Raw genomic sequence first — 19,942 nt, 5'->3', positions numbered from 1 at the left:
AGCCTGGCCTCCGGCCTTCACCCGGGCGCCGTCTCAACGGAATGCGCCTTGACACGTGGGTTCAGCAGTGTGGCCGCCACCAGGTCGCCCGTTACGTTCACCGTGGTGCGACTCATGTCCAGGATGCGGTCGACGCCCAGGATGATCACCATGCCCTCGACGGGAATGCCGAAGTTCGTGGCCACGCTGAGCAGGATGGCGATGCTGACGCCGGGTGTCCCGGGGGCGCCGATGGAAGAGGCCACCAGCGTGCCGGTGATCAACAGGGTCTGGGCCAGCGAAAGTTCGATTTCGCTTAGCTGTGCCAGACAGGGTCTACAGTTGTCGAAGCACTATCTCCGACGAGAGTGACATGGACAAGCCGAAGGGGCATAACTGCGGAAGATGCGGCGAGATTGAGGGCAACGGGTGGCACAATGCGCATTTCTGGGATCATGCTCGGTTGCTTCCTTCTGGGGCAGGCTGCCTTTGCCGGTCTGGCACTGGCGCAGGAGGATCCGCTGGCGTCCTGGAACGAAGGGCCGGCCAAGTCCGCCATCCTGGAGTTCGTGGCCGAGACCACCGACCCGGACAGCCAGGGCTATGTCGCCCCCGACGAGCGGATTGCGGTGTTCGACAACGATGGCACGCTCTGGTCCGAGAAGCCCCTTTACTTCCAGGTGCTCTTCGCCATCGAGCGTCTTCAGGAGATGGCGGGGGATCACCCGGAGAGGACGGAAACCCAGCCGTTCAAGGCGGCGCTCAAGAGGGACTGGGAGGCTGTGGCTGCCTCGGGCGGCAAGGGCCTGATGAAGCTGCTGGCGGCCACCCAGACCGGCATGAGCGACAGGACTTTCACGGCGGAGGTCCAGGATTGGCTCGATACGGCGCGCCATCCGCGTTTCGATCGACCGTTCACCGAGCTCGTCTTCCAGCCGATGCTCGACGTACTGGAGTATCTGCGAGCCAACGGGTTCCGCACATGGATCGTCTCCGGTGGGGGCATCGATTTCATGCGTGCCTGGACCGAGGAAGCCTACGGTGTACCGCCCGAGCAGGTGATCGGCACCCAGGTCGATCTCGATTACGTCTCCGATACCAAGGCTCCGGCTTTCGAGCGAAAGTCGGGAACCTTCTTCTTCACTGACGGAGCGAACAAACCCATCGGCATCCAGCGCCATGTGGGCCGCCGGCCCGTCATCGCCTTCGGAAATTCCGACGGTGACCTGGAGATGCTCGAATGGACGACGACAGGTGAGGGGCCGCGACTTGGGGTGCTCATCCACCACACGGATGCGGAACGCGAGTGGGCCTACGACCGCGAGAGCGATATAGGCCGGCTGGACAAGGGACTCGCCGAAGGACCGGATCGCGGCTGGATCATCGTCGACATGGCCGATGACTGGGCGCAAGTCTATCCGTGGCAGAGCGCGCCATGACCACCTGGATTCACGAGCAGAGGCTGGCAACGGTTCATCAGGCTGTCTTGGACACCGGGGCCCGCAGGGTGCTCGATCTCGGCTGTGGAGAGGGCGACCTGCTCCTGCGCCTGATGCATGAGTCCCGATTCGACAGGCTGGTGGGCGTCGATCTTTCGGAAGACGCGCTGGACCGGCTGCGCTCCAGACTTGCCGAGCAGACCGGGCCGCCGGCCACCTGTATCGAACTGGTGCATGCGTCGATGATCGAGCCCCCTCCAGCGCTTTCGGGGTTCGATTGCGCCGTGTTGCTGGAGACGCTCGAACATCTCGATCCCCAGCGCCTGTCGGTCCTGGAAACCGCTCTGTTCCAGAAGATGAAACCCGCCAGCGTGATCGTCACGACGCCCAACGCCGATTACAACGAGTTGCTGGGCGTCCCGGCTCACCGTTTTCGCCATCCCGATCACCGATTCGAGTGGGGGCGGCGGAAATTCCGAAGCTGGGCCGAGGGTGTCGGGCAACGCAACGGATGCCGGGTCGTCCTGTCCGACCTGGCCGGCGCGCATCCCTTCTATGGGGGCGTCAGCCAGATGGCTGTCTTCACGAAGGAAGCGGTCGCGGCCGCGCGTTGAGATGGTCTCACACACGGCCGCTCCCGGTAGGCAGGCTGTATCACTGCGCCTGGGCAGTCTGGCTGGTCTTCAGCTGCTCGAACAGCTCCGCCATCTTCTGGCCGGCGCGTCCGGGGTGTTTGACCTCTTCGGCCGCATCGGCATTGGCCATGGCATCACCGACCTTGATTACGCCCACCATGCCCATGCCGTAGTGGGGCAGGCACTTGTAGCCATAGATGCCTTCCTGGTCGAAGGTCACGGTGATCTCCTCGTTCATGGCGCCTTTCCACTCCTCGGCGCCCTCGGGCAGCATGCCGGGGATGATCTCCGCGTTGTGGTTCCTGTCGGTGAGCACGAAGGTCACGGTGTCACCGGGCTCGATCTCGAGATAGGCCGGCTCGAAGGCCATGGGCTTGCCGTCCGCACCCTTGTTGAGCATCTGGACTTCGTGGTCGGCGGCCAGCGCCGTGCCCGAGATCAGCAGCGTACCTGCGATCGCGAGGGCAAACTGGAGTTTCTGCATTTTCATGGCTCATGTCCTTCCTTGGCCGTAATGTCCTCGCCCCTTCGGGCGGATCTCGTCGTCACGTCGTTCCCGTGACCTGCCCCTGTGTATAGAGCAGAGGGCCGGAGCGAACCTTGCGCTGGAACAAATTCATGCATTGAAAATGTCTTTTAGCGCACATACGCTTGCGTCTATCTGGAGTGAACAGCACCGACTCTTTTCAAGAGTGTAGTCGATAGTTTCGCGGGGGCTGCCGAGACGGCACTGGAGATGGCGCAGGGCAGATAGATCCCGCTTGGTCCGGACAGGGGGATTGTCATGACCAACACGAAACAGCTTTGGATCTTTCTGGCGGTCCTGCTGGGCGTTTCCTTTGCCGTACTCCTGTGGAGCGGCAACCAGATCTACCAGGCCGCACCCCCTGTCCCTGAGGAAGTGGTCACCACCGAAGGGGAAACCGTCTACACCCGCGCGGACATCCAGAAGGGACGTCAGGTCTGGCAATCGATGGGCGGCATGCAGCTGGGCTCGATCTGGGGGCACGGCGGCTACGTGGCCCCGGACTGGAGTGCCGACTGGCTGCACCGCGAGCTCATGTTCCTGCTCGATCGCTGGGCGCAGGAGGAATACGATACCGCCGGTTACGAGGAGTCGAGCAACCAGCAGAAGGCGGCCCTGCGCGGTCGTCTGACTGCGCAGATACGCGAGAACACCTACGATCCCGAAAGCGGCACGATCACGATCAGCCAGGATCGTGCCGAGGCGATCGAGGCGGTATCCGCGCATTACGAGAGCCTCTTTGGCAACGATCCGGAAACGGCGGATCTGCGCGAAGCCTACGCGATGAAGAACGACACGGTGCCGGATGCGGAAAATCGGCAGGTGATGTCGGCCTTCTTCTGGTGGTCCGCCTGGTCAGCGGCCACGGAGCGTCCAAACGACTCGATTACCTATACCAACAACTGGCCGAGCGAGCCGCTGATCGAGAACCGGCCGCCCTCCAGCACCTTCCTGTGGTCCGCCTTCAGCGTGATTTTCCTGCTTGGAGGAATAGCCCTGCTGGGCTGGCACTATGCCGTGAGCCATTCCCGGGAAGAGGAGCCGCACCGCTTGCCGGAATTCGATCCCATGCGGCATCTCAAGCCCACGCCCTCCATGATGGCGACGGCGAAGTACTTCTGGGTCCTGCTGGCCCTGTTCCTGCTGCAGATCCTGCTGGGGGCGATCACGGCCCACTACCAGGTCGAGGGCCAGGTGATGTACGGCTTCGAACTGGCGGATATCCTGCCCTATTCGATCACCCGGACCTGGCATACGCAGCTTGCGGTGTTGTGGATCGCGCTGGCCTGGCTCGGGACCGGGCTCTACATCGCGCCGGCGGTCTCGAACTATGAGCCGCCCTATCAGCGCCTCGGCGTGAATCTGCTCTGGCTGTGCCTGATCGTCATCGTGGTGGGCGCCTTCGCCGGGCAGTGGCTGGCCGTGATGCAGGAGCTGGGCCTCGAGCACAATTTCTGGTTTGGCCATCAAGGCTGGGAGTACGCGGATATCGGCCGCTTCTGGCAGTACTTCCTGTTCATCGGCCTGCTCCTGTGGCTGTTCCTTGTGGGCCGGGCTCTCTGGCCGACCTTGACCAGCAATTCGGAATCCCGGTCCATCGTCGGGTTGCTGTTCCTCTCGACGGTGGCGATCGGCCTCTTCTTCGGGGCTGCGCTGATGTGGGGCGAGCACACCCATCTCTCCATCGTGGAGTACTGGCGCTGGTGGCTGGTCCATCTGTGGGTCGAAGGCTTCTTCGAGGTCTTCGCCACGGCGGTCATCGCCTTCATCTTCACGCGGCTCGGCCTGTTGCCCGTACGCACGGCGACCATAGCGGTGTTGTTCGCCACCATCATCTTCATGGCCGGTGGTGTCCTGGGCACTCTCCATCACCTCTACTTCGCCGGTTCGCCGACACCCGTGCTGGCGCTGGGGGCCAGCTTCTCGGCCCTGGAGGTGGTGCCTCTGGCCTATGTCGGGTTCGAGGCCTATCATCACTATCGCCTGGGCGTGGCGACCCAGTGGATGCGTCGCTATCGCTGGCCGGTCATGTTCTTCCTGGCGGTGGCCTTCTGGAACCTTGTGGGCGCCGGCCTGTTCGGCTTCCTGATCAATCCGCCACTTTCGCTCTATTACATGCAGGGCCTGAACCTGACGCCGCTGCACGGGCATACGGCGCTCTTCGGAGTGTACGGCATGCTGGGTATCGGGCTGGTTCTGTTCTGCATTCGCGGAATGAAGCCCAACCTGGCCTGGCCGGAAGGAACCCTGAAAGTGAGCTTCTGGTGCCTCAACATCGGGCTTGCGATGATGGCCCTCATGACCCTGTTGCCACTGGGCGTCATGCAGCTGTTCGCCTCGCTCGAGCATGGCTACTGGTATGCCCGCTCGGCCGAGTTCATGCAGCAGCCCATCGTCGACCTGCTGGTCTGGCTGCGGGTGCCGGGGGATACCATCTTCTCCATCGGGGCCGTGGCCCTGGCGGTCTTCGTCATCCGCCTGTGGATCTTCCCGCGGCGCGAGGACGAGGTGCCTGTCGAAGAGGGCGAGCGCGAAGCTGGCGCCTATGCCGGGTCAACGGGATACCGCCGTTGATCCGGCCGGTCTGGCAGACAGGGGGCGGCCTGCCTGAATGATCGAGTTCTATTCGGAGATCAGGCTGGTCCACGTTTGGGCCGTGCTTGCCAGCGGCGGACTATTTCTGTTGCGCGGTCTGGCGCTCTTCGCGGGCACGCGCTGGGCCATGGTCGCGCCGGTGCGCTATCTCAGCTACACCATCGACACGGTTCTGCTGACGGCGGCCCTGATGCTGATGACGATCGTGCAGCAGTATCCGTTCTTCCACGGCTGGCTGACCGTGAAAGTGCTGCTGCTGGTCGTCTATATCCTGCTGGGCTATTTCGCGTTCTGGAGGGCGCGTACCCGCATGATACGGATCGGCGCCTGGGCGGCAGCGCTGCTGGTCTACGCCTTCATCTTTTCCATCGCGCGCGCCCATCACCCCTTGGGGGTCTTCTATACCTTGGCGGGATGACGCCTTACAGAAGTGGAGAGGGCGGGTCGGGCAGGTTCTGCCCGCGTGCCAGGACATCGGCGAAACCGTGATTGATGTCACGGTGGATGGCTTCGTCCTCCTGCATGGCGACGATAGCGTCCCTCAGGCGCGCATCCGGCTCCAGGTTCCAGTAGGCGATGGCGAGATCCGGGGCTGGCGGGTTCTCGCGTCGGCCCTGATCGATCTCGCGCAGGTATTCGCTGTAGCCCTCGACGGCATCCTCGGCGAAATAGCCGGTTATGCGGTGGGCGGTCTTGGGCGAAAAGAGGCAGATCAGGAAGTGGGCGTTGTAGAACAGGCCCTGGGCCAGGAGAATCAGGATACGCTCGAAGCCGTTCGGTCGGTCGAGGGTGACGAAGACCATCAGGTGCGTGCGCTGGTTCTCGGCCTCGTCCATCAGGCTGCGCACCCAGCCACGGTCGTCCTGAAGACGCCGCAGGCATTTCAAGTGCAGCAGTGTGGCGGCCACCATTCCCGGAACGGCTGCGATGGTTTCGAGGACGATGGTGCGATTGCCGTACCGGCGGCCAAAGGCGCCACGGGCGAGATGGCCGAGGCCGCTTACCAGCGTGTATGCGAAGCGATCGGAGAGTCCCTTCGGGGCGTGATGGCGGGTGAGGTCGGTCTTGTCGATCTGCAGCATGGCATGTCCGCAGCTGGTGTACCTTGCAGCGGCACTATACAGATCGGCTGCCCCGAAGGGCAGCCGATTCGTTGTCATCCTCGCTTCACAGGAGGGAGGTTTCAGGACGTCGGTTCCTTGGCCTCATGCTCCTGGAAAATCTCGGGGTTCTCCGGACCTTCCACCACCAGGTGTCCGGCCAGGCCGCGTTCGGCCCGCGAGAGGGCGTGGTCCACCAGGACGTAGGTGCCCGGTACTTCGAGCTCCAGGTCGACGACTGACGCACCGCCCGGAGGCACTGAGATGGTCTGCACGTCCATTAGTGGCTCGCTGGTCAGTGACGCGTTCGAGTAGACCGTGTCGAAGATCTCGCCGATCACGTGGAACGAAGAGGTCTTGTTCGGGCCGCCGACCCCGAAGAAGATCCGGATGCTTTCGCCAACTTCCGCCTTGAGAGCCTTCTCGCCGGTCAGTGCTTCAGCAGCGCCGTTGAAGACGTAGTACTCGGGCTGTTCGGCCGACAGCTTCTCGTAGCTCTCCATCAGCTCACCCTTGGTGCCGAAGGGCTCCTCGGTATAGAGCTCGCCTTGCATGACATAGAACTCACGGTCCACTTCAGGCAGTCCGCCTTCAGGCTCCACCAGGATCATGCCGTACATGCCGTTCGAGATGTGATGCGCCACGCTCGGGACTGCACAGTGGTAGACATAGAGGCCGGGCTTCAGGGCCTTGAACGAAAAGCCGTTCGAGTCCTTGCCGGGGTCGGCCATGGTCGCTGCACCGCCGCCGTGCGGCCCGGTTACCGCGTGGAAGTCCACGTTGTGCGGCATCCAGCTGTTCTCATCGTTCTTCATCGACACTTCCACCGTGTCGCCGACACGGACCCGAACCATGGGGCCGGGCACCTGACCGTTGAAGGTCCAGTAGCGGTATGTGGTTCCGTCGTCGAGCTGACCCACCTTCTCGATGGTTTCGAGCTCAACCTTGACGGTCTCGGGCTCCGTACGGTCGATGGCTGGGGGCAGGTCGGTGGGCGCGCGCACGATGTCGGCAACTCCCGCAGCCTGCGCGCTCTCGGGCGCCTTGTCCTCTGCCACTGCAGATCCGAAACCGCCAAGGGCTATGGCCAGGGCCAGGGCGCTTGTCGTGGTGACCAGGGTGTTGCGTTTCATCGTCGTTACTCCTTGAACTGAACGTTTGTCAGGACATCCCGTGATGTCCCGATCCTTATGCCCGAAAGCCTGGTCGCGGACTTTGCGCCAGAACAAACTGCGGTGATTATTATCGCTTCCTCCAGGAGCAGTCGTTAGAGTTCGAACACACGGGACAGGGGCTGAAGCGACCGCGCGTATGGAAGGAAAAGCCGATCTGGATATTCTGGCCGGCACGGAAATCTTTCGTTCCCTTCCCCGGGAGGCTCTGGAGGATATCTGGGCCGGGGGGTTCCGAAAGCAGCTGCCAAAAGGGTCCACACTCTTTTTCCAGGATGATGCCGTCTCCGCCCTCTATGTCGTGGTGGTGGGGCGCTTGCGGGTGTCCCAGTCCACGGCCGAGGGGGCCCAGGTTATTCTGCGCTATCTGGGACCGGGAGAGCTGGCCGGTTATGCCGTCCTTTCCGGTGGCGAGAGCTATCCGGGCACCGTCAGCGCCGTGGAAGACAGTTACCTGCTGGGCTGGTCCAGCGACTCCATACATGCCCTGATGGGCCGTTACCCACAGATTGCACTCAACAGCGTTTCGGTTCTGGGACGTCGCTATCAGGAGACCCAGTTGCGCCTGCGCCAGCTTTCCACCGAGAAGGTGGAGCGCCGGATCGCGCACACGCTCCTGCGGCTTGTCGAGCAGGCCGGACGGCGCACGCCTGCGGGAATCGAGATTGCCTTTCCCCTGTCGCGTCAGGACCTGGCCGAGATGGCCGGCACCACGCTGCATACCGTCAGCCGAACCCTGAGTACCTGGGAAAAGCTGGGGGTGGTGGTGAGTGGTCGTCGCCGGATCATGGTCTGCCAGCCGGAGGAGCTCGCGGAGATCGCGGAAAGCGACTGATGGGAGAGCACGCGGCCCGCCACGCCTCTTACCTCCACGAGATGCGCTTGAAGCAGCTGTTTCCGGCTCAATATATGCGGGTAGGGCAATTCCGTTGTTGTCCGCGCTTGGTTGAAGGAGGTTCGAGCATGGCGATCTGGCGACTCTATCCCGTGGTGGCTCCCAGCGATTCCGCTTGGCTGGGGCGGCCGATCTGGGAAGAGGTGATTGTGCGTGCCGATACCGCCGGCATGGCGCGCGTGGTGGCGTCCAAGCTGGAATATCCCAAGCGTGAAGGGGGTGTCGGCAACGAAAGCCACAGTTTCAACAGCGGCCTGGACAATGAGCGGCTCTACTGGATCAAGAAGTTGTCGGCGGAAGAAGCTGCCCGGTTCGATGACTCTCCGGGGAATCCGGCCGTATTGTCGGCCACACCTCTCGGGTCGGAGAGCGAACACGCATGAGAAGCTTCGCTCGCGTTCGCTAGGAATACCCTGAGGGCGGGACAGAAGGACGATTGCCTTCCGCGCGATGAGGTGCTTGTATGAGTCGAGAGTGCTGCTTGAGCGCGATGCCTCCGACAGGTATGCGCCAGCCTCAATTCACTCCTATTAAAAAAACAGGAATAATGTTGCGGGCAGACTAGCAAGTGCACCGCAAATTTTTCCATATCCCAGTATAATCATTGACATTGTTACGCAGTCTTTGAAAGATTAGCTCCTATCGCTTTGCATGATACCATCTTGCTTCGGCGGATGGGAATTCAGTGCTGAATGATATAACGCGGAACCCGACGAGAAGAAGCGGGAAACCAATCCGCATATCGACAAACATATGGGAGGACGAAATGAATTCATTGACCAAGAACCTTATTCCCGCCGCTGCGGCGGCCGCGCTGGCATTCGGCGGGGCCACCTCAGCCGGCGCACAGGGCGGGCCGTCCGAACTGGACGTTGCCAGCACCTTTCCAAAGAACCTGACCTATCTGGGCGAAGGCGGCGAGAAGTTCGCCGACCTCCTTGCCGAGGTAACCGAAGGGGAGATCACCCTCAACATCCACGGCGACGGCGATCTCGTGCCCGCGCTCGAGGTCTTCAATGCCGTCAGCCAGGGCTCGGTGCAGGCTGGCTGGGACTGGATCGGCTATTGGGGCGGCACCGTTCCCGTTGCCGGTCTGGCCGGCGCAATGCCCTTCGGGCCAGGTCCGGAGCTGTTCCTCGGCTGGATGTGGGAAGGCGGCGGACTGGAGATTCTCCAGGATGCTTACGACGAATACAATGTCCAGGTGCTGCCCTGCCACCTGACCGCCCCGGAAGCCGGCGGCTGGTTCAACCAGGAAATCAATTCGCCGGAGGACTTCGAAGGTCTCACGATGCGCATTTCCGGACTGGGCGGCAAGGTGCTCAACAAGCTCGGCGCATCCACGCAGCTGATCCCGGCCAGTGAGCTCTATGTGGCCCTGGAGCGTGGTCGTATCGATGCCACGGAGTTCTCTCTGCCGATCATCGACGACACCCTCGGCTTTGCCGAAATCGCCGATTACTACTACTTCCCGGGTTGGCACCAGCCAGCCAGCTGGAACTCCTTCATCATCAACCAGGATGTCTGGAACCAGTACACCCAGGAAGAAAAGGACCAGTTCTGGGCCGCCTGCAAGGCCAACATCATCTGGTCCATGGGCTCCGCTCCTGAAGCGCAGGCCGATGCCATCGACAAGTTCGAGGAAGAAGAGGGTGTCGAGGTGAAGCGCTTCCCCGATGAGGTTCTGGATGCGCTTCGCAAGGCGTCCAGGGAAGTCCTTGAGGAAGAGGCAGCCAACGACCCGCACTTCAAGGAAGCCTATGAATCCCTCCTGGCCTACATGGAGACAGCCGGCCGCTGGCAGGAACTGCAGACTCTGCCGAAAGAGTGATCAGGGTTCCTGATCCATGGCTTTCTTCAAGGCTATAGAACGGGTGGGCCGCGCGCTGGGAGAGATCAGCGCGTGGCCCGGCCGTTTGGCATCCTGGCTGATCCTGCCGGTGATCCTGGCAGCGCTTTTCGTGGTGATCGGCAGCTTGTTCGGGGTGGGCACCATTGCCCAATGGGAAGGTCGCGTCCTGCTTTTCTCCAACCAGCTGACCCTCACCAGTCTGGTCGAACTGCAATGGCACCTCTTCGCCGTCATGATCATGCTGGGCGGTGCCTATGCCCTGCGCGAGAACCATCATGTGCGGGTGGATCTTATCTACGCCGGAGTGGGGCCGAAATGGCAGCGTATCATCGATATCGTTGGCGATCTCGTCCTGCTGCTGCCCTATTGTGCCCTGATTGCGTGGTTGTCGCTGGGATTTGTCGACATGGCCTATCGCTCCGGAGAAGGTTCGGATTACGGCGGCCTGTCGGATCGCTACCTGGTCAAGGCGTTCCTGCCCATCGGGCTTTGCGTACTCTTCCTGGCAGGACTGGGGCGGATTCTCGAAAACCTGGGCGCGCTGTTGTCCGGGAAGGACAGCGAACAGGGTAGAGGAACACAAGAAACCAATGGGTGAATACACGCTCCCGCTTCTGATGATTCTGGCCCTGATGGGGGGGATCTTCACGGGCTATCCCGTCGCGTTTGTCCTGGCCGGTCTTGGCATCCTTTTCACCTTCATCGCCGACCTGCCTTTCCTGTTTCTTGGTTCGGTGGTCAATCGGACCTTCACGGGCGTGATCGGAAACTGGCTTCTGCTGGCCGTGCCGCTGTTCGTCTTCATGGGCCTGATGCTGGAAAAATCGGGCCTGGCCAAGAACCTGTTGCTGTCCCTGGAGCGCCTGTTCGTGGGCATGCGGGGCGGACTGGCGGTTTCCGTGGCGTTGCTCGGCATCGTCATGGCGGCTTCCACCGGCATTATCGGTGCCTCGGTGGTGATGCTGGCCATGCTGTCGCTGCCCGTGATGATGAAGCAGGGCTATGACAAGTCGCTCGCCTGTGGAACGGTCTGCGCCGCGGGGACGCTGGGAATTCTCATCCCGCCCAGCATCATGCTGGTTCTTGTCGGCGATATCCTGCGGATCTCCGTGGGTGACCTGTTCACGGCGGCGATCCTTCCGGGCTTGCTGCTCGGCGCGATCTATATTGGATACATCGTTGGCGTCGCGGTTCTGCAACCGCACAAGGCGCCCGTTAACGTTATCGAGGACGATAGCGGGCGGATATCGGTTATCCTGGAACTTCTGAAGGACCTGATTGCGCCCGTGCTGCTGATCATGGGTGTGCTGGGGTCCATCATCGCCGGTATCGCGACCCCGACGGAGGCTGCGGCTGTCGGTGCGGCGGGGACAATCCTGCTGGCGGCCATCAACCGGACCCTGAATCTGGAGACCCTGAGGACCTGTGTCTACGAGACAGGCAAGACCTCTGCCATGATCCTCTTCGTGGCGATCGGCGCGACTTGCTTCAGCGCCATCTTCAAGCGCATTGGCGGCGAGGACATGATCTTCGATGCCACGACGGCGCTGGGAACCGGCCCCTATGGCACGCTGATCGTCCTGATGCTGATCATTTTCATACTCGGCTTCTTCCTGGAGTGGATCGAGATCAGCTATGTGGTGCTGCCGCTGTTCGCCCCCATCGTTGCGAGCCTCGAATTCGGCCTGGACATGCATAGCGGGGAGCGTCTCGTGTGGTTTGCCATCCTGGTGGCCGTCAACCTGCAGACCTCGTTCCTGACACCGCCTTTCGGTTATGCGCTCTTCTACCTGAAAGGGGTGGCGCCTCCGGAAATATCCATGAAGGATATCTACGGCAGCATATGGCCCTTTGTTCTGCTGCAGATTGTGGGGCTGGCGTTCTGCTTGGCCTTCCCCAGTGTTATCCTCTGGTTGCCCCGTGTCCTGGGGTAGGGCGCAGGTTTCATTCGGACCGTCAAGGATGTGAGTCGATACAATGAGTGAGCAGAAATCTTCGCGCATAGGCGGATTCTACAAGCTTTCGCGTGAGGAAAGACTCGATGCCGTGAAGGATGTTTCTGGCTTGGCGCAGGAAGATCTCGACAGGCTGCTGTCCACGGAATCCCTGCCGTTCGAGCTGGCGGACCGACTTGTGGAGAATGCCGTCTCCAGTTTCGGGGTGCCACTGGGAATTGCCACGAACATGCTTGTGGATGGCCGCGATGTCCTGGTGCCCATGGCCACCGAGGAATCGTCGGTGATCGCGGCAGCCAGCAACGCGGCCCGCCAATGCCGGGACAGCGGTGGATTCCACACCTCCCTCAGCGCCACGGAAATGATCGCCCAGATCCAGGTCCTGGGCCTTTCCGATCCCTGGGCCGGGCGCGCCAAGATCCTGGAGCGCAAGTCGGAAATCGCCCAGATCTGCAACGGTTGCGATCCGATGCTCGTCAAGCTGGGTGGCGGGTTTCGCGATCTCCAGGTGCGCGTCCTGCCGTCTTCCAGGGGCAGCATGGTGGTCACCCACATCATCGTGGACACGAAGGATGCCATGGGGGCCAATGCCGTGAACACCATGGCGGAGCGCCTGGCGCCCACGCTGGCGTCCTGGACCGGTGGCCGGCACCATCTGCGCATCCTTTCGAACCTGGCCGATCGTCGCCTGGCCCGGGCGAGAGCCGTCTGGCCCAAGGATGCAATTGGCGGGACGGAGATCGTCGATGCCATGCTGGATGCGGCCGAGTTCGCTGAAGTGGACCCCTACCGGGCGGCCACCCACAACAAGGGTATCATGAACGGGATCTCCTCCGTGGCCCTGGCCACCGGAAACGACACCCGCGCCATCGAGGCTGGTGCCCATGCCTATGCCGCGACCTCCGGCGCCTATCGTCCGCTGAGTCATTACGAGAAGACGGCAGAGGGCGACCTGGCGGGCAGCATCGAACTGCCCCTGGCGCTGGGCCTCGTGGGCGGTGCCACAAAGGTGCATCCCATGGCTCAGGTGTGCCTGAAGATCCTGGGTGTGCAGAACGTGGTCGAATTCTCGGGTATCGTCGCTGCCGTCGGCCTGGCCCAGAACTTTGCCGCGCTCAAGGCCCTGGCGACGGTGGGCATACAGAAGGGCCACATGACCCTGCATGCCCAGAACGTGGCCATTGCTGCCGGCGCCACCGGCGAGGAGATCGCCCAGGTGGCCGCGGAACTGGCCCGGCGCGGAGAGGTGCGCGGTGACGTGGCCGAGACCGTCCTGGCGGAGATCAGGGCGAAGACATAGCGCTCGGCCGTTTCAGCTCTTCAGGTGGCTGGTATAGCGGCTGCAGTAGTCCGCAAGCAGCAGTTTGTCGGTGCCGATGGTGAAGGCACTTACGCCCTGGGCCTGCCATTCGTGCATTTCCCGGCGTGCCTGGTCCATGTCCGGTGAGAAGACGGGCATGATGACCGGCAGGTCGACCTCCCGGGCCTGGGCGGTCATGGTTTCAAGGGCGGAAACCACTTCAGGATGGCGGAAATCGCCTTCCTTGCCCATGGCAACGGACAGGTCGAAAGGGCCGAACAGGACGGCTTTCAATCCGTCCGTAGCTGCGATTTCCGGAAAGGCTTCCACGCCTGCCGGGCTCTCGACCAGCGCTATGATGCCGCTGGAGCGGTTGGCCTTTTTTGCATAGTTCGGCCAGTTGCGAACGAACTGGTCGCCCGAGCGCACACAGGGGCAGGCACCGCGCCGTCCGTCGGGCTCAAAGCGTGCTGCCGCCACGACAGCTTGCGCCGCCTCAGCCGACTCGATCTTCGGCACCAGCACCGTTCCGGCGCCCGCATCCAGAGCCTTCATGATCATCCAGGCTTCGTTCGTGGGAACGCGCACGATGGGCTCCAGGCGATTGGCGTTGCAGGCGCGTACGAGCTCAGCGGCCGTTTCCAGCCCGAAGACACCGTGCTCGGTGTCGATGATGGTGAAGGCAAAGCCGGAGGCGGCGACGATGTCGACGACTTCAGCCGAGGCGATCTGGGACCAGGTGCCGAGAATCGGCGACGGCGAATCCAGCAGATCCTGAAAGCTCATGAGGCAAACGCTCCTTCAGTTCATGAAGACACCGCCGTTCACGTCCAGGATGGTCCCGGACATGTAGCTGGCGGCACCGGTCAGCAGGAAGACGATCGGCCAGGCGATCTCCTGGGGCTCGGCCATGCGTCCGAGCGGAATGCGGGACAGGTCGAACTCCTGGTCTTGTGTCATGGGGGAAGCGGTTGCCCCCGGCGCCACGCCATTGACCAGGACGCCGTGGGGGGACGCCCGCCGGGCCAGCCATTTGACCAGGGTGTTCACGCCGCCTTTCGAGGCCACGTAATGCGGGCTGGCATTCAGGCCGCCCATGCGCCCGGCCACCGAACTGACGATGACCATGCGCCCGTCCTTCTGCTCCTGCATGACCGGCAGGCAAGCGCGGGCACAGTGGATCACGCTGAGGACATTGGTGTGCATGACCTCGTCGAACACGGCATCCCAGCCGTCCTCCATCCAGTCGTCCCAGGGACACATGGCCGCCAGGGCAACCAGGCCATCGATGCGACCGGCCTCGCCGATCAGCTGTTCCACGCTGTGTCGGTCCGAGATGTCGCAGGCCTGCGCGCGCACCCGGCTGCCGCCGGCCTCGAGTTCCGCCTTCAGCGGTTCCAGGCCATCGCGGTCGGTCAGGACCAGGTCGGCGCCAAGCTGGGCCGCAAGGCGTGCCACTTCAGCTCCGATGCCCCCGGCCGCGCCGGTGATCACGATCTGCTTGCCCTCGAGAGTCAGGGCGTTTGGCAAGCCATTCATTACGCGGCTGCCCGCTGGGCCGTGTCGGCCAGCATCTCGCGAAGCGTTTCCTCGACATCGCTGCGTCCGGCGACGGCAGCCTGCTCCAGGACCTTGGACACCGTAGGCGCAGCCCAGCGGCCGACCACGCGCTTGACCGGCTGGTCCAGGTGGTCGAAGCAGCGCCTCTGGATCTCGTCCGAGAGGAAGGCGCCGATGCTTGTTCCGCGCGTGCTCTGTTCGACGATGGCCACATTGTTCGTCTTCCGGATCGACGCCTCGATCGCCTCGAAATCGATATCACGCTGGGACAGGGTGCGCAGGTCCAGAATATCGGCGGAAACCCCCATCTCCTTCGCCGTATCGCGCGCAAGTTCGCACATGGTCAGCGTGGTCAACAGCGTGACCTGGTTGCCTTCGGCCACCTTGCGCGCCTTGCCGAAGGGAATGTGATAGTCGAGCTTCTCCGGGATCGGACCTGCCTTCTTCTGAAGCGACTGGTGTTCCACGACCAGCACCGGGTCCTGGCAGCGCAGGGCCGAGTTCATCAGGCCGGCGTAGTCGAAGGGCGTTGCCGGCGTCACGATGCGCCAGCCGGGGAACATGGCGAAGACTCCCGAGGGATCCATCGAGTGTTGCGAGCCATAGCCTTCCGTCCCCGGGATCCGGCAGCGCAGGACCAGCGGCACGGGATAGCGTCCGCCGAAGAGGTGGCGCATCTTCGCGATTTGATTCAGCAGGGCATCGGTCGCATTGAACATGAAATCCGAGTACATCAGCTCGACGATGGGCTTCAGGCCGGCGGACGCCATGCCGGCGGCCATGTTGCAGAAACCGTTCTCGTTGATCGGCGTGTTGATCACGCGATCCGGAAAGCGGTCCATCAGGCCCTTGGTGGCGCCCACCGTGCCGCCGCCCATGTTGGCAACATCCTCACCCAGGACATAGATGCTCTCGTCCTCGGCCATGCGCTCGGCCACCACGCGCGGCATGACGTCGATGAGGCGCGTTTCGTCCAACTCGTTGGCCGCGTAGTCCTGGAGCTCTGTGAAGCGCGCACCCTCGAATTCGCCGAGATCGCCGGTAATGTCGTTGTCCACCGTGGCGGGATCGGGCCAGAGATCCGGCTTGATGCGGGCGGAACTGCCCTTGCCCTCGACACAGCTCTCCACAGCGGCCTGAACCGCCTCCTGCACGAGGCTGTCGATATGCTCACTGCTCTTCCGGTCCAGGATCTTGCGCTTGTCCAGCTCCCCGATGAGGAAGTCGACGGGGTCCTGTTTGCGCCAGGATTCCTCCTCGTCCTTGCTGCGATAGCCGAAGGCGCTGCCCGGGTAGGGTGCGCTCTGGTGATAGTAGCGGTAGACATCCGCCTGGATCAGGACGGGGCCCCTCTTGCCGGAAATTTCCTTGGCGGCCCATTCCGCGGCGCGATAGGCGGCCAGGGGATTCATGCCGTTCAGCTTGATCGAGGGAATGCCATGACCCTGGGCCCGGGTCAGCAGCTCGCTCTCCCGCGTCGACTGCTCGATGGACATGGAGACAGAGTACTGGTTGTTCTCCATGAAGAAGATCATGGGCAGATCATAGAGCGCGGCCAGGTTCAGGGCCTCGTGAGCCGTTCCCTGGTGAATGGCGCCATCGCCGAAGAAGGCCACCGTCAGGTCGCCGCTTTGCCGTACTTTCTCGGCCCAGGCAGTGCCGCAGCCGATGGCCATGCCGCTGGCGACGATGGCCTGGGTGCCGACCACGCCGACTTCGTCGTTGCGCAGGTGCATGGAGCCGCCGCGGCCGCCTGACCAGCCCTCCTTCAATCCCAGGATATCGGCCAGCAGGGTACGGGTGATCTCTCGCATGTCATCGGGCAGCTGATCCGCCTGGACCGGATCGAAGTCTCGTGCCCAGAGTGCGTGCAGCATCTTGGCAACGACCTGGTGATGGGCGCGATGTGTTGCCGTGATCTTGGTCGTGGGGGTCAGCGCCGCCAGGCAGCCGGCGCTCGCGCCTTCCTGGCCGATGCTGGAATGCGCGGGTCCGTGGACCAGGCCGCGCTTGTCCAGGTCGAGGATGGCCTCCTCGAAGCGGCGAGCGCCCAGCAGCAGGGTCAGTGTGCGCTTGGCCTGTTCGTTCGTGAAACTCTTCCAGTCCTTGTCCTCCAGGGACAGCTGGTACATCGGGGTCTGGTTGCGGATCTGCTGCGTCTTCATGATTGCGTCTCTTCCCTCAGGCTTGGCGAGCCTTTTTCTGTTGCATCCTTCTCCCCTTGATCCGGCTGCGAGGCAGCTTCCTCTCTCTGACGCGCCCTTTCAACGCCAATGAACTCGCCAAACCACTCGAAGGGCGTCATGGACTGTTCCGTGGCTTCTTTCGTCACCCGGTCCGCGTCCTTCATGGCGCGATAGAAATCCTGCATCGCCTTGGCAGCCACGAAGAGCGAGGTGAAGGGGTAGATGACGAGAGCGATGCCGAGCTGCCGGTAGGTGTCACTGGTCTCGAACGAGCCGGACCAGCCGGGAACCCCGCCGCAGATGGCCAGCGGGCCGTCCACCATTCCCGAGAGCTGCTGGAGCTCCTCGAAAGAGTAGTTCTCCGCGGCGAAGCCGAGATCCGCGCCGGCGGCGAAGTAGTGGTTCAGGCGTGCGGCTGCCGCGTCCAGCCCCTCGCTGTCCTTGGCGTCCGTCCGGGCGATGATCAGGAAATCGCTGTTGCGGCGGGCCTGACAGGCGGCACGCACCTTTGCCGCCATCTCCTCCGCCGCAATCACCTTGCGTCCGGGTAGGCCGCCGCAGCGTTTCGGGCTGCCCTGGTCCTCGATATGGATGGCCTGGACACCCTGGCTTTCCAGGCGCCGGGCCGTTTCCCAGACCTGGGCCGGCCCGCCGTAGCCCGTGTCCGCATCGCAGATCACGGGAACGTCGACAGCCTGCGTGATCCGTCCCGCAATCTCCACCATGTCGAACAGGCCCGTGAATCCAAGATCGGGCAGGCCGAATTGGCTGGCTTCCACGCCATAACCGGATATCGAGACCGCTTCGAATCCGGTGCTCTCGGCAATGCGCGCGCTGACGCAGTCGTACACTCCCGGGGCCAGAACGCAGCGTCCCTCAGCCAGTTTCTGCTTGAGATCGGGCATCTTCCATTCCTCCGTTTATCTTTTTTTGAGGGCAACCCTAGCCCATCATCTTCTGGATCGATAGGGTGTATCTAAGAGCACTCCGGAGAGCGCGGTTTCCTGCGTCCGGAGACAAGCAGAACAAGGCCTGCCGGCGCATGCGCAGAACAGGCTTCAGAGGGAGACCCGGGGACAATCATGGCCAGTGAAGACCAGAACGCCTACGTGATCGTGACCGGCGGCAGTCGGGGTATCGGGGCGGCGACCGCCCGTGCCGTGGCCAGGGCCGGATACAACCTGGCCATTACCTACAAGAGCAACAGCGCCGCCGCCGATGAGGTCATCCAGGCGGTGGAACAGGAAGGCCGCCGGGCAACGGCACGGGCCTTCGACATGGCGACGGGCAATGTGGAAGAGCTGTTCCAGGCGTTCGATTCCGCCGGCCTGGGGCAGCTGCATGGCCTCGTGAACAATGCCGGCATTACCGGGCCCATCAAGCGATTGACGGAGGTCGACCAGGCGATGCTGGATGACCTCTTCCGTATCAACATTTCCTCCCTGATGCTCTGCATGAAGGAAGCGGCCCTGCGCATGTCGACCGCCCGTGGCGGTGCGGGCGGTGCCATTGTCAACGTCTCCTCACGTGCGGGCCAACTGGGCGGAGCCGGGGAATGGATTCACTATGCCGCCAGCAAAGGGGCCGTGGATACCCTGACGGTCGGTGCTGCGAAGGAGCTCGGCGGCGAGGGGATTCGCGTCAACGCCGTCTCTCCCGGCCTGATCGAGACGGAAATTCACGCAGCCGCCGGGGCCCCGGAGCGTGTGGAGAAGATGGTCGGCGGTGTGCCCCTGGGGCGAAGCGGCGCGGCCGAAGAGGTGGCCGAGGCTATCCTCTGGCTGCTCTCGGGAAAGAGCAGTTACGTCTCCGGCGCCAATATCGTGATCTCCGGAGGTCGTTGAGCCAAATCGGACGGCATTCGATGAAGGGAGAGGGCGTTGAACGCTGCAGAGGATGAAGACAGGCGCATCGCGCTTGTGACCGGGGCCGCCAGCGGCATCGGGCTGGCGGTGGTCGAGCGCCTCCAGGCGGAGGGGTATCAGGTCGTCGGGGCTGACAGGAACCGGGACCAGTTGGCCCGTCTGGGGGAAGAAAACCCGCAGGTGGTCTGGCAGGTACTGGACGTCAGCTCGGAGGAGGAGATCGATGGCCTCAAGCAGGACATCGAGGATCGCTTCGGCTGTCCCCATGCCGTCGTCAATGCGGCCGGCATCATGCAGGACAACGTTCCGCTCGATGCCATGGAGATGGAAGAACACGATCGGATCTGGGACGTGAACTACCGCGGCAGCTTCCTCACCTGCCGCAAGTTCGGCCTGGCCATGTCCCGTCTCGGGCGCGGTGTCCTGATCAACATTGCCTCGATCACGGCCCTGAGGCCGCTGCCGCTCTTCGCCTATGGGCCGGGCAAGGCGGCCTTGGTTGCCATGACCGAAAGCCTGGCCGGCCATCTGGGCCCGTCCAGCGTGCGCGTGAATGCGGTGGCGCCCGGCTTCGTGCTGACCCCGCCCATCAAGAGCAAGATCGATGCAGGCTTGCGTGATGCCTCGGACCTCTCCAATTCGGCGGCGCTTGGACGCATGGTTGCGCCTGAAGAGATCGCCGAGGCGATCGCCTTCCTGATCAGCGACAGGGCCGCGGCGATCACCGGCATCACGCTGCCCGTGGATGCGGGCTGGCTCGCCGGGTCCGCCTGGGGAACCTATGGCGGCCTGCGCTTTTCGGGGAAGGAATAGAGGAGGACGGGCTTTGATCTGTCGTCCTCCAGAAGGGCACCGGAGCCTGGAGAAACAAGAACGCTTGAAG

The 19,942-nt window shown here is 62.9% G+C and carries 20 protein-coding genes; 12 read left to right on the top strand and 8 right to left on the bottom strand.

What is annotated here, in order from left to right; translation table 11 throughout:
* Window positions 1–17: 17 nt before the first annotated feature.
* Window positions 18–308: a cation:dicarboxylate symporter family transporter gene (locus tag ACFOW6_RS17290; RefSeq protein ID WP_382423731.1), complete on the bottom strand. Its 291-nt coding sequence runs from the start codon at window positions 306–308 to the stop codon at window positions 18–20.
* 126 nt (window positions 309–434) lie between these two features.
* Here ACFOW6_RS17290 and ACFOW6_RS17285 point away from each other — a divergent pair, with 126 nt between their 5' ends.
* The gene (locus ACFOW6_RS17285) at window positions 435–1,418 is read left to right on the top strand and encodes an HAD family hydrolase (RefSeq protein WP_382423680.1); all 984 of its coding nucleotides are present in this window, start codon (window positions 435–437) and stop codon (window positions 1,416–1,418) included.
* The gene (locus ACFOW6_RS17280) at window positions 1,415–2,032 is read left to right on the top strand and encodes a methyltransferase (RefSeq protein WP_382423679.1); all 618 of its coding nucleotides are present in this window, start codon (window positions 1,415–1,417) and stop codon (window positions 2,030–2,032) included. The genes ACFOW6_RS17285 and ACFOW6_RS17280 overlap by 4 nt, the downstream gene beginning before the upstream one ends.
* Window positions 2,033–2,072: 40 nt before the next feature.
* Here ACFOW6_RS17280 and ACFOW6_RS17275 read toward each other — a convergent pair whose 3' ends face one another.
* On the bottom strand, window positions 2,073–2,543 hold the full coding sequence (locus tag ACFOW6_RS17275; protein ID WP_382423678.1) for a pseudoazurin: 471 nt from the start codon (window positions 2,541–2,543) through the stop codon (window positions 2,073–2,075).
* Window positions 2,544–2,837: 294 nt separating this feature from the next.
* On the opposite strand from ACFOW6_RS17275, the gene ACFOW6_RS17270 reads away from it, so the two are divergent.
* The gene (locus tag ACFOW6_RS17270) at window positions 2,838–5,153 is read left to right on the top strand and encodes a nitric-oxide reductase large subunit (RefSeq protein ID WP_382423677.1); all 2,316 of its coding nucleotides are present in this window, start codon (window positions 2,838–2,840) and stop codon (window positions 5,151–5,153) included.
* Window positions 5,154–5,190: 37 nt separating this feature from the next.
* Window positions 5,191–5,592, top strand: coding sequence for a SirB2 family protein (locus ACFOW6_RS17265; protein WP_382423676.1), 402 nt, complete (start codon window positions 5,191–5,193; stop codon window positions 5,590–5,592).
* Window positions 5,593–5,596: 4 nt separating this feature from the next.
* Here ACFOW6_RS17265 and ACFOW6_RS17260 read toward each other — a convergent pair whose 3' ends face one another.
* Together ACFOW6_RS17260 and nirK are read right to left on the bottom strand one after the other, a co-directional pair.
* Window positions 5,597–6,256, bottom strand: coding sequence for an alternative oxidase (locus tag ACFOW6_RS17260; protein WP_382423675.1), 660 nt, complete (start codon window positions 6,254–6,256; stop codon window positions 5,597–5,599).
* Window positions 6,257–6,357: 101 nt separating this feature from the next.
* Complete coding sequence (nirK, locus tag ACFOW6_RS17255) at window positions 6,358–7,407, bottom strand: copper-containing nitrite reductase (protein ID WP_382423674.1); 1,050 nt, start codon at window positions 7,405–7,407, stop codon at window positions 6,358–6,360.
* 178 nt (window positions 7,408–7,585) lie between these two features.
* Between nirK and ACFOW6_RS17250 the strand changes: the two genes are divergently transcribed.
* The 6 genes from ACFOW6_RS17250 to ACFOW6_RS17225 all read left to right on the top strand — a co-directional run bounded on the left by ACFOW6_RS17250 (window position 7,586) and on the right by ACFOW6_RS17225 (window position 13,448).
* On the top strand, window positions 7,586–8,281 hold the full coding sequence (locus tag ACFOW6_RS17250) for a Crp/Fnr family transcriptional regulator (RefSeq protein WP_382423673.1): 696 nt from the start codon (window positions 7,586–7,588) through the stop codon (window positions 8,279–8,281).
* A 128-nt stretch (window positions 8,282–8,409) separates the two neighbouring features.
* Window positions 8,410–8,724 carry a hypothetical protein gene (locus tag ACFOW6_RS17245; RefSeq protein ID WP_382423672.1) on the top strand — a complete coding sequence of 105 codons (315 nt, stop codon included), beginning with the start codon at window positions 8,410–8,412 and terminating at the stop codon, window positions 8,722–8,724.
* A gap of 383 nt (window positions 8,725–9,107) precedes the next feature.
* Window positions 9,108–10,172 (top strand): TRAP transporter substrate-binding protein, encoded by a 1,065-nt coding sequence (locus ACFOW6_RS17240; protein ID WP_382423671.1) that lies wholly within the window; start codon window positions 9,108–9,110, stop codon window positions 10,170–10,172.
* A gap of 16 nt (window positions 10,173–10,188) precedes the next feature.
* Window positions 10,189–10,791: a TRAP transporter small permease subunit gene (locus ACFOW6_RS17235; protein WP_382423670.1), complete on the top strand. Its 603-nt coding sequence runs from the start codon at window positions 10,189–10,191 to the stop codon at window positions 10,789–10,791.
* Window positions 10,784–12,127, top strand: coding sequence for a TRAP transporter large permease (locus tag ACFOW6_RS17230; protein ID WP_382423669.1), 1,344 nt, complete (start codon window positions 10,784–10,786; stop codon window positions 12,125–12,127). The genes ACFOW6_RS17235 and ACFOW6_RS17230 overlap by 8 nt, the downstream gene beginning before the upstream one ends.
* 43 nt (window positions 12,128–12,170) lie before the next feature.
* Entirely contained in the window at window positions 12,171–13,448 is a 1,278-nt protein-coding gene (locus ACFOW6_RS17225; RefSeq protein WP_382423668.1) for a hydroxymethylglutaryl-CoA reductase, degradative, read from the top strand.
* 12 nt (window positions 13,449–13,460) lie between these two features.
* Here the strand turns inward: ACFOW6_RS17225 and ACFOW6_RS17220 are convergent, their stop codons facing one another.
* The 4 genes from ACFOW6_RS17220 to ACFOW6_RS17205 are packed head-to-tail and all read right to left on the bottom strand — an operon-like array spanning window position 13,461 to window position 18,099.
* Window positions 13,461–14,234, bottom strand: a complete 774-nt coding sequence (locus ACFOW6_RS17220) for an HpcH/HpaI aldolase family protein (protein ID WP_382423667.1) — start codon at window positions 14,232–14,234, stop codon at window positions 13,461–13,463.
* A gap of 15 nt (window positions 14,235–14,249) precedes the next feature.
* Window positions 14,250–14,987 carry an SDR family NAD(P)-dependent oxidoreductase gene (locus ACFOW6_RS17215; protein ID WP_382423666.1) on the bottom strand — a complete coding sequence of 246 codons (738 nt, stop codon included), beginning with the start codon at window positions 14,985–14,987 and terminating at the stop codon, window positions 14,250–14,252.
* Window positions 14,987–17,173 carry an alpha-ketoacid dehydrogenase subunit alpha/beta gene (locus tag ACFOW6_RS17210; RefSeq protein ID WP_382423665.1) on the bottom strand — a complete coding sequence of 729 codons (2,187 nt, stop codon included), beginning with the start codon at window positions 17,171–17,173 and terminating at the stop codon, window positions 14,987–14,989. The genes ACFOW6_RS17215 and ACFOW6_RS17210 overlap by 1 nt, the downstream gene beginning before the upstream one ends.
* Window positions 17,170–18,099, bottom strand: a complete 930-nt coding sequence (locus ACFOW6_RS17205; protein ID WP_382423664.1) for an isocitrate lyase/PEP mutase family protein — start codon at window positions 18,097–18,099, stop codon at window positions 17,170–17,172. The genes ACFOW6_RS17210 and ACFOW6_RS17205 overlap by 4 nt, the downstream gene beginning before the upstream one ends.
* 177 nt (window positions 18,100–18,276) lie before the next feature.
* Between ACFOW6_RS17205 and ACFOW6_RS17200 the strand changes: the two genes are divergently transcribed.
* Complete coding sequence (locus tag ACFOW6_RS17200) at window positions 18,277–19,038, top strand: SDR family oxidoreductase (RefSeq protein WP_382423663.1); 762 nt, start codon at window positions 18,277–18,279, stop codon at window positions 19,036–19,038.
* A gap of 36 nt (window positions 19,039–19,074) precedes the next feature.
* Entirely contained in the window at window positions 19,075–19,872 is a 798-nt protein-coding gene (locus ACFOW6_RS17195) for an SDR family NAD(P)-dependent oxidoreductase (RefSeq protein ID WP_382423662.1), read from the top strand.
* Window positions 19,873–19,942 lie beyond the last annotated feature (70 nt).

The sequence above is a fragment of the Fodinicurvata halophila genome (genome assembly GCF_042651425.1).
Classification (GTDB): domain Bacteria; phylum Pseudomonadota; class Alphaproteobacteria; order Kiloniellales; family DSM-21159; genus Fodinicurvata; species Fodinicurvata halophila.
This window is presented reverse-complemented; position numbering and strand designations above follow the sequence as displayed.